We start from the raw sequence: 9042 nt of genomic DNA, 5'->3' as shown, positions 1-9042 counted from the left end.
ACCTTACCGACTTTATCTCAGGCTTGACCCAGTTCCATTGGTGGAAGGCGTTTCAATGCTAAGTGTGGTTGATTAAGCGGACTTGATATTATCTATAATGCTGCTGTTCCACGCATGGAAGATATGTTGCAAACCAGCTATGAAACGCTGGTGAATGATTTTCGGGCCAATGTGGCCGGGGCCATGGTTTGCATTCAAGCCTTGCTCCCAGCCATGCAAAGCCAACAGCAAGGCACCATTCTGTTTACAGGAGGCGGATTTGCTCTGTATCCCCAGCCTGACTTTACGTCGCTGTCTATCGGTAAAGCTGGACTTCGCGTCTTGGCCAATACCCTCCATGCGGTCCTCAAAGATTCCCCCATCAAAGTAGGTACAGTCACCATCTGCGGCACCGTCAATGGGGATGACCCAAAATATAGTAGCGATCGCATTGCCGAGGAATATTGGCAACTCCATGTATCTGACAACTTAGACTATGAAACCGTTTACTAACCATTGAAGATCGCCCAAAGATAATGCTATTCATCCAGTCAGAGAGCTACAGGATATATGTCTTATCCTAGCTCTCCTCCAAACTTGGGACAGCAACTAATCTGAGCCCTTCTTCCTGCGGGCTACTGCATACACAGGTTCAAAGTTTGTGACCACAAGTTCTGGAACCTTTGCCTAGTAGGGTGCTGTTAGATGCAGCCATAGCACACATTCTATGAAACTTGGATGCGACGCCATCGCTTCAGCGGAGGTACGGTGCAGGCTATAGGCATCCTACTAGAACAGAAGGCTTGGCTGAATTGCAATATGATGTTCACCAACGAACTGTGAGCACGATGCTCACACTACCTTGATTGTGAATGAGGTGTGAGCGGCTCGCTCATAGTCTGATGTCATATCTTCATTCATCAACATCACATAAAAAAGTCTGAGGCTAGGAGAACCCAACCTCAGACAGCAATGGAAACTAAGGTATTGATTGAGCAGAGTGCTACTTGACGAACAGCATCTCCTGATAGGTGGGCAGTGGCCAGAAGCTATCAGCAACTTCGCCCTCTAGGGCATCCGCGTAGCTACGAACATTATCCATTAAAGGACGAAGGGTTTGGGCACAGTACTGCATCTTCTCTTCTGTGCCAGCAAAATCGTGCTTACCTAGAGCATCGCTCAACTGTCCCATGGCAGCGACCATTGAGTTGGTCAAGTCCGCAATGGTCTGAACGCTGCCCTTGTCTAACTCAATCCCCAAGCTAGTTAAGTTAGTCATGGTGGATGACAGAGAGGACAGGTAGTTAATTGCGGCTGGATAAATCAACGTTTTAGCCATGCTGATCACCAGCTTGGCTTCCACTTCAATCGACAGAATATACTGCTCTGCATAGACTTCAAAGCGGCTTTCCAACTCAACGGGTGTCAAGACTCCTGTCTTTTCAAACAGATCTTCAATGTACTCTTCTTTCAGAACTGGCAAAGCATCAGCCGTGGTGCGTAAGTTCGATAAGCCACGCTCCTCAACCGCCATTTTGTGCCATTCCTCAGAATAGCCATTCCCGCCAAAGACCACCACGCCGTGCTCTTCCATAACCTCCTTGAGCACCGTGATGATCGCCGTGTTACACTCCACACCTTTGGATAATTCACTCTCTAAGCGATTCCCAATCCAATCTAGGGAGTCAGCCAGCATGGTATTCAGGACAATCAACGGCCCCGATACCGATTGACTCGAACCCACGGCGCGAAACTCAAAGCGGTTGCCCGTGAAGGCAAAGGGAGACGTCCGGTTGCGATCGCCCGCATCTTTCGTTAGGTAGGGTAAGACATCCACACCCAAGTCCATGACGCCCTTCTGCCGCGACTCTGTCACCGTTCCGGTTTTAATTTGCTCGAAGACTTCTTCGAGCTGCGTGCCCAGGTACACCGACATAATTGCTGGAGGCGCTTCATTGGCACCTAAGCGGTGATCATTACTCGCTGTGGCAATCACAGCCCGCATCAGAGAGCCGTACTTGTGAACCCCGCGAATTACCGCGCCACAAAAGACCAAAAACTGAGCATTATCATGGGGCGAATCGCCAGGATCCAGCAAATTCCCCTGGGTGGCATTGCCCACTGACCAGTTGACATGCTTTCCAGATCCGTTGATACCCGCAAAGGGTTTTTCATGGAGCAAGCAGGTAAAGCCATGCTTCTTGGCCGTATGACGCAGGACGGTCATCAAAAGCTGCTGATGGTCACTAGCAACGTTAGCTGCTTCAAAGAACGGGGCGATTTCAAACTGTCCAGGAGCCACTTCATTATGGCGGGTTTTTGCTGGAATGCCGAGTTTATAAAGTGTTGACTCCACATCCTGCATGAAGACCTGCACCCGCTCGGGAATGGCCCCAAAGTAGTGGTCATCAAACTCTTGCCCCTTCGCTGGCGCTTTACCAAATAGCGTACGTCCAGCTAACAGCAAGTCCGGGCGCTGACTGGCAAAGTTGGTATCCACCAAGAAATACTCTTGCTCTGCACCACAGCTAGAGTTCACTGGCGCAACGTCTGTATTTCCCAGGATTTTCAATACTTTATTTGCAGCTTTGTCCATCGCCGTGATGGAGCGCAGAAGCGGAACTTTCTTATCTAATGCTTCACCTGTCCAGGATACAAACACCGTGGGAATACACAGGGTTGATCCATTGTCCGTCTCCATGATGTAAGCAGGGCTGGTCACATCCCAGCCGGTGTAGCCCCGAGCTTCAAAGGTATCGCGAATGCCGCCGTTCGGGAATGACGAGCCATCCGGCTCCCCTTGCACCAGCACCTTGCCCGAAAATTCTGAGATGACATTACCATCCCCCTGCACCGAGATGAAGCCATCATGCTTCTCGGCTGTGAGGTTGGTCATGGGGTAGAACACGTGGGCGTAGTAGAGCGCCCCCTTCGACAGGGCCCAGTCTCGCATTGCTGTTGCAACGGTATCAGCAATGGAAGGATCGAGCCGCTCTCCCGTCAAGATGGTGTTTTTAATCGATTTGAAGACAGGCTTAGGGAGGGTCGCCTGCATTTTGGTGAGGTTGAAGACATTCTCTGCCCAGATTTCTTCAAGGCGCTCTGGGGGCTTGGGCGGCATCAGCTCTCGATTAATAATCTGATGGACGGCTTGAACACGGGCAGCATTTCCACTCATACAGGTTCCTTAGGATCGAACTTCTTGATAGTACTCAAAGCCGATCGTTGAAATAGACAGCAGAGATACCAAACTTCAACTATTCAGCCTTGAATCCCTACTTTTATCATTTCGGAAGATCTTGATGAATTCTCGTCATGATCTGTCATGATATCTAACGAGAGAATCAGGGTTTGCCCCCTTGACGTGGCTCAATCGATAGATGATTTGCCTTCATCCCCAACCCTTCTCTCGGGGAAGAAGGGAGCTAGAACTCTTGTCCCCTTTTCCTAGCAAGAGGTCTAGGGAGAGAGTGGATTGAGGGCTTCATAGTTGTGGCGTAGCTGAACTGGGAGATGAACCTCTAGCGATAAGGATCTGAACCTCCATGTAGCCTGTTGCAGAATCATACCGCTATTCAGCAACGCCGGGGTGCTCATGTCTCTACGTCCATACCCCTAGGTTCTACATTGGCAAGAACGTTGGCAGGTTGGGCAATCTAGGTGAATCTGACGACGTTCGGTGGGTAGCCGAAGCTTTTGGCAGCATACTGGGCAGTCAAAGGTCACCTTCATGCCTCCATCCGTCCATTCAAATCGATAGTCGGCAAACTGCGATCGCTTCCCTGTCTGCCGCGATCGCTTCATCCACCAACGCCGCCCGAGGTAGAGCCAGCGCCACCAGAACAGACTGCGACACAAGGGCGGTCTAGCTCCTTCCCTGCGTGCCATACGCAAACCTTGGTGATACAGTTCCCGAGCCTGTAACGTCAGGAGGTGATCAATGCGTTCATTAAACAGCAGCGATCGCTTTGCCAACACATAGGCAAACTCCTCCGGCGTTAAGTAGCCTACCTTCGATGCCGAAAAATGGCGTATAGTTCTAGGGCCAAGATAGCCAAAGTCAAGAGAGTCGTGTACTGAAATCCGGAATGCATTCAAACAGGGCCATCCTAGGCCCAGGTAAGTTGCGGCTGTGTCGGTAAGAATTTCATTCTCCAAGACATTGGGAAGGGTTATTTTTAAGCGATACAAAAAGATATGAACAATTTCATGGGCAAGAAGGGCCGGAATATCTTGACCATCAAAGCGGTAACGCTCATGCAAGCGCACCAGATAGTCATCGGCAGCAGACAGTTCTACCTGGGCAGGGCAGGACAAGCTAGGACTAAAATTCACCAAGATTCTGCCTGTCGGCAGTCCTAGGTAATGAGCGATGCGTCCGGCTAGTCGCTGCACCTCAATCACGATATCTGCCGATGGATTAATAAAGATATCTGCGGGTGGAAGACTGGCTGCATACATCGATAGCTTTTGCTGAGAAAACCGCTGATGCAGTAGCTTAATCGATGCCTTAACGCTACTCAGATGTGGGTATCCTCGTACAAGTTTTGTTGTTGAAGGATCGACCGATGGTTTCATACCACACCAACCCAACTTATCATGGTTAGATCAACAGATAGAGACATAGTAAAAACTAACTGGTGCTGATGAATCAGAGAAGGATGGTGCAGCAAGGGGAATTAAATAGGAATAGAAAGCGATCGCTCTTTGAGCCGATAAGCATGGCGGCTTGTCCTCAATACTTGAAGCAAGTGCTAGATTCTTATCCGTTTCCAAAAGAGCGATCGCCCCTCCGTAGCATTCCAGAGTATTCCAGAATCTAATCCAGCAAGTCTTCTACTAACATATTGACGGCCTCTTCAACAGCCTCACTGAGCAATTCATTCTCACGACTGCTGCTAGAGCCACCGCCGATGCCCCTAAACGAGGCGCTAGAAGAGCTCCCACTCGCCTCACCGGAACCCTGCATGGCTTGAACAATCGAGCCATCTGCTGTGCTAATCATGCGTGCCGTGAGCCCCACATTAGCGACCGTGGAGCGACTTGAGGCACCAATCCCCAAAAAGCTACCCCCAGACGACTCTGTTTCCACATTAAACTCAGTGACAGAACCGATAATGACGTAATCAACCCCTAGTTCTCGTCCGATTTCCACAGCCCGAGCCACATCCGTTACATAACCTTGTCGCTCCCCAACCAAACTACTGTCAATCACTGTGTAGGCACTATCGCCCACCAAGGCATTGACGACCAAATCACTAACCCCAGCAGCACTCCCCTGCCGCCAATAGGACAGGTAATAGTTGGTATTGCTGGTGGCAGCATAGTCAAAATCTAAAACAACTACCCGCTGCTGGGCTTGCTTAGCATGGTCAGTGATGATGGGAGCAGCGATCGCAGGAGCCATAAGCTGAGGCACTCCTGCTCCGGTGAGCAATAAGGCACCTGCCGAAATCGTCGCAAGGCTAGCAAAAAGATGATTCATGGTTTTACTCTAAGGTTAGATAGACAACGAGACTTGGATCATCGTGAACGCTAATGCATAGACATTCTTCGCAAGACGTTAACCCTATGCATGTCTCCACAAAGAAGCTGATTGTATTCAACCACAACTCGCTACATCTTTATGATTCTTAACATAAGATGATCTTAAAGCTTCAAGTCACTTTCTCCTTACGGAGGACGTCTCCATGGTTCATCAAGCTGGGCAACGTCCTATAGCAGCGATCGCGCCCTAGCCTACCGTCCCTAAACTCGCTACCATAGAGTACGGTCTTGCATGGGCACTAGTATGGGAAGCAGTGGGCTAAGTAAGGGTATCAGAGTGTTGGTGATCACGATATTGGCGGTGCTATGGATGTTGCTGAGCGCCACGCCAGCGATCGCCGTTGAAGACACGGTTAACTACACCAACGCTAGCCTGAACGACGTTGACTTTTCTGGGGAGGATTTATCAGGCAAGTCCTTCATTGCGGCAGAAATGCGCAATGCCAACCTCAAAGGCGCAAATCTCACCAATGCCATGCTCACCAAAGGCGTCTTGCTGGATGCTGACCTAGAGGGAGCCAACCTAACAGGAGTGCTAGCCGATCGCGTTTTCTGGGTAGGAGCCAATCTCACCAATGCCATACTGGAAGACGTGACCGCCACCCGCACCAGCTTTGAGAACGTCACCATTACCGGCGCAGATTTCACCAACGCCATCCTCGATCGCTACGAAATTAAACAACTCTGTACCAGAGCAGAAGGGGTAAATCCGGTCACGGGCGTTTCAACCCACGATAGCTTGGGATGCCCTTAACTTTAAATTCGTAGGATGCGTAAGCGGTAGCGCCATGCATAGTCTTATAGGCGTTGCTGAATAGCGGTATGATTCCAAAACATGCTGCATGGCGATTCAGATCCTATAGCTAGAGGTTCATCTCCTAGTTCAGCAACACCGTCTTATAAACCAGTAAACCAGCACGTAAACCAGTAAACCAGCACGTTACGGCTTCGCCTAGCAGCACCTACAACACGACCTGGTGAGTACCGTCAAGTGCCAGTAGGATGAATGAGCGACAGCGTAATGCATCAAAGCTTTATAAGACAGTGCGTTACGGCTTCCCCTAACAGCACTCTACACAAACAACTTATTTAGTGAAGAGACGGTGCGTTCTAGCCAACATCAGCGATGTACCCTAGGAGGTCGCTAGCGATCGATTAAGCCAATGAATCATCGGGTACCAGTTCAACACATCTTGCAAAAGGGCTTCATATCCTGCCGTGTTGGGATGGAGCCCATCGGACCCAAGACGAGACATCCACCACTGTTCTCCCCGAGACAACCACAGATCAAACACATCTAGATAAGGAATATCTCGATCATGGCAGGCATCTTGGGTTGCCGTTTTGTAGCGGGCTTGATCATCGTGGTTATAGTATAGGCAACCGGAGAAAGGCATAGACATAGTATTAACAGGCGGCATACCCACAAACAAGACTGGACAGAGTCGCTGAGCTCGGTCTAACAGATTCTCCAAAATCTCACTAAACTGATCAAAGTCTGTAAAGTTACGCCCATCAAGCTTGCCAAGACGAGCGGAATCATTAACGCCTACCGATAAGATAATAACATCGGGTACCTTATTGCGCAGTTCACCCCGATAGCGAAATTCCGCCTCTAGGCGATCGCTCACTTGCTGGACACCATCACCGCGAATTCCCAAATTGTAGAGAGCATGACCGGGGCTAGCTGGATGCATCCAACTGCGTCGCAGTCGCTCCACCCATCCTCCTCCCTCTAGATCACCATATCCATAAATCAGGCTGTCTCCTAAAGCCACCACTCGCAGGGAGTGATGACTTTGCATGAGCGGCGATCGCGATTCAGAAGGATTCACCAGTGTTTGCATAGAAAGAGCAGTTGTAGAGCGTTGTGATGGACAGTCGATACATCGAGATGAGAACTCAGACGGAACTGTGTTTAAAGTACCCAATCCTGTGTTTCATTCTTTGTGGATCTATGGACTTTTGTAAACCCCTTGGCATAAATCTTCGAAAAGTCGAGAACCACATCAGGGGACGATCGCTTCATAATGCTTTTTACGCATAGCATTGCGCAGATCCGTCTATCTCCATGTCAAACTTTACATGAACGAAACCCTAAGTCTTGCTAAACTAGGATGAATGTTCAAAAAAACTGGAATTTTCTATGCTGAAGCGTTCCACTGTGGATAATGCCCAACTCATGCGTCGGGCCGAGGATTTAGTCAGTGCCGCTTCCAATCGGTATCGCATCACCGTTCAAGTGGCAAGCCGGGCCCAGCGCCGTCGCTACGAAGATTTTGAAAATCTAGATGATCCCAAGATGAAGCCGGTGATCCGCGCCATCATTGAGATGTCGGACGAACTCACTCAGCCAGAAATTATTGGCGACGAATAGCGTTGACGGTAAGACACCTATGATTTTGACGTTGAAACAGCGCCTGATGCTCACCTTGCGACGCCTGAGGCCGTTGTTATGGATGGGGCTTGGGCTTGCTTTGGCGCTCATACCGATGCTGGCAACGCCTCAGGCAGGCGTTGCCCAGGTGACCCAACCCTTACCGATCGCCCAAACGCCGGGACGCAGCATTACGCCTGGAACGGCTAATACGGCCGACACCACATGGCGCACGGTCTATCAACTACTTCCAACCCTGCCGCAAGAAAATTACTACATCAGTCGAGACACCAACGATGTAGCAACAGACAATACTCTTGTGGGGCGGATTGTGCAGTATCACATGAATGTTCAACAGCGATCGCCTTTCTTTCGCCTAGACTGGAAGCTTACCCTGGCAGATTATTTAAGAGTCAATGAGGGGATCAACACCAGCAGCTATCCCGGTGCCAACACCCTGGAGGAGAATCCCCTGGAGGGCGATCGCCAGGCCATTGCAGCTCTTAGCCGCGCCCAACGAGATGAACTAGTTGAAGTTTTGGTCATCCTCTTCAATCCAAACTACATCAGCAATCTACAAGCTACGCCCATCCACGATCTCTCCAGCCCCACCCCCACGCCAAGCACCCCAACAGCACCGCCACCGTCCAGCTTGCCATCCCTACCCCAACCTGGCGACGCCCAGCTTTTAGCGCCCTAAGGTCAGCTCCTTTTACAGGTTTTTGTCAGGCAAGCAGCGTGCAACCGATCATGGACAGCGGTACATCGACGCGACAGGTTAAAGAAGGCAAGGGCTGGCGGCTAGGCTGGAATCCAGCATCAGAGCCGTTTGTTGGCCTTGTGGGCGGTGCCGGCTGGGCGATTGAACTCACCCGTGAGGAATGGCAGGATTTTTGTCGGCTGGTGCTGCAATTGGCCGAGACCCTTGAGCAGATGAGCCATGAGTTGATGGATGGGGAGCGCATTTGCTGCGATGTAGAGAGCGATCGCCTTTGGCTGGAAGCAGAGGGCTATCCCCATGCCTACGAACTACACATCATTCTGCGTCAAGGACGGCGGGCAGAGGGCACCTGGGATGCGGAGGCCGTGCCAGAACTAGTGCAGGCTAGCCAAACCCTGCATCTGTTTTAATGCCCGTG

The 9042-nt window shown here is 50.5% G+C and carries 9 protein-coding genes; 5 read left to right on the top strand and 4 right to left on the bottom strand.

The window, feature by feature from the left end; translation table 11 throughout:
• Nucleotides 1–87 precede the first annotated feature (87 nt).
• Nucleotides 88–492, top strand: coding sequence for an SDR family NAD(P)-dependent oxidoreductase (locus V6D20_23800; protein HEY9818805.1), 405 nt, complete (start codon nt 88–90; stop codon nt 490–492).
• Nucleotides 493–982: 490 nt separating this feature from the next.
• Here the strand turns inward: V6D20_23800 and V6D20_23795 are convergent, their stop codons facing one another.
• The 3 genes from V6D20_23795 to V6D20_23785 form a co-directional block, all read right to left on the bottom strand.
• Nucleotides 983–3157, bottom strand: a complete 2175-nt coding sequence (locus V6D20_23795; GenBank protein ID HEY9818804.1) for a glutamine synthetase III — start codon at nt 3155–3157, stop codon at nt 983–985.
• Between the two features lie 437 nt (nt 3158–3594).
• Complete coding sequence (locus V6D20_23790; protein HEY9818803.1) at nt 3595–4440, bottom strand: hypothetical protein; 846 nt, start codon at nt 4438–4440, stop codon at nt 3595–3597.
• A 358-nt stretch (nt 4441–4798) separates the two neighbouring features.
• Nucleotides 4799–5464: a CsgG/HfaB family protein gene (locus tag V6D20_23785; GenBank protein ID HEY9818802.1), complete on the bottom strand. Its 666-nt coding sequence runs from the start codon at nt 5462–5464 to the stop codon at nt 4799–4801.
• A gap of 345 nt (nt 5465–5809) precedes the next feature.
• On the opposite strand from V6D20_23785, the gene V6D20_23780 reads away from it, so the two are divergent.
• The gene (locus tag V6D20_23780; GenBank protein ID HEY9818801.1) at nt 5810–6280 is read left to right on the top strand and encodes a pentapeptide repeat-containing protein; all 471 of its coding nucleotides are present in this window, start codon (nt 5810–5812) and stop codon (nt 6278–6280) included.
• 379 nt (nt 6281–6659) lie between these two features.
• Here the strand turns inward: V6D20_23780 and V6D20_23775 are convergent, their stop codons facing one another.
• Entirely contained in the window at nt 6660–7361 is a 702-nt protein-coding gene (locus V6D20_23775; protein HEY9818800.1) for a GDSL-type esterase/lipase family protein, read from the bottom strand.
• Nucleotides 7362–7672: 311 nt separating this feature from the next.
• On the opposite strand from V6D20_23775, the gene V6D20_23770 reads away from it, so the two are divergent.
• Genes V6D20_23770 through V6D20_23760 form a run of 3 tightly spaced genes read left to right on the top strand, consistent with a single transcriptional unit; the run spans nt 7673 to nt 9034 of the window.
• Nucleotides 7673–7903, top strand: a complete 231-nt coding sequence (locus V6D20_23770) for a DNA-directed RNA polymerase subunit omega (protein HEY9818799.1) — start codon at nt 7673–7675, stop codon at nt 7901–7903.
• A 19-nt stretch (nt 7904–7922) separates the two neighbouring features.
• Nucleotides 7923–8603 carry a hypothetical protein gene (locus tag V6D20_23765; GenBank protein HEY9818798.1) on the top strand — a complete coding sequence of 227 codons (681 nt, stop codon included), beginning with the start codon at nt 7923–7925 and terminating at the stop codon, nt 8601–8603.
• Between the two features lie 38 nt (nt 8604–8641).
• The gene (locus tag V6D20_23760; protein HEY9818797.1) at nt 8642–9034 is read left to right on the top strand and encodes a DUF1818 family protein; all 393 of its coding nucleotides are present in this window, start codon (nt 8642–8644) and stop codon (nt 9032–9034) included.
• The last annotated feature ends 8 nt before the right edge of the window (nt 9035–9042 follow it).

The sequence above is a fragment of the Candidatus Obscuribacterales bacterium genome (assembly GCA_036703605.1).
Taxonomy (GTDB): Bacteria; Cyanobacteriota; Cyanobacteriia; order RECH01; family RECH01; genus RECH01.
Note: the sequence above shows the minus strand (reverse complement) of the source record. Positions and strands in the feature narration are given on the sequence as shown.

Bases quoted from the DNA above. Each gene is read 5' to 3' on its own strand.
- V6D20_23770 (HEY9818799.1), top strand. From the start codon at position 7,673: ATGCTGAAGCGTTCCACTGTGGATAATGCCCAACTCATGCGTCGGGCC.
- V6D20_23785 (HEY9818802.1), bottom strand. From the start codon at position 5,464: ATGAATCATCTTTTTGCTAGCCTTGCGACGATTTCGGCAGGTGCCTTA.
- V6D20_23795 (HEY9818804.1), bottom strand. From the start codon at position 3,157: ATGAGTGGAAATGCTGCCCGTGTTCAAGCCGTCCATCAGATTATTAAT.
- V6D20_23790 (HEY9818803.1), bottom strand. From the start codon at position 4,440: ATGTATGCAGCCAGTCTTCCACCCGCAGATATCTTTATTAATCCATCG.
- V6D20_23765 (HEY9818798.1), top strand. From the start codon at position 7,923: ATGATTTTGACGTTGAAACAGCGCCTGATGCTCACCTTGCGACGCCTG.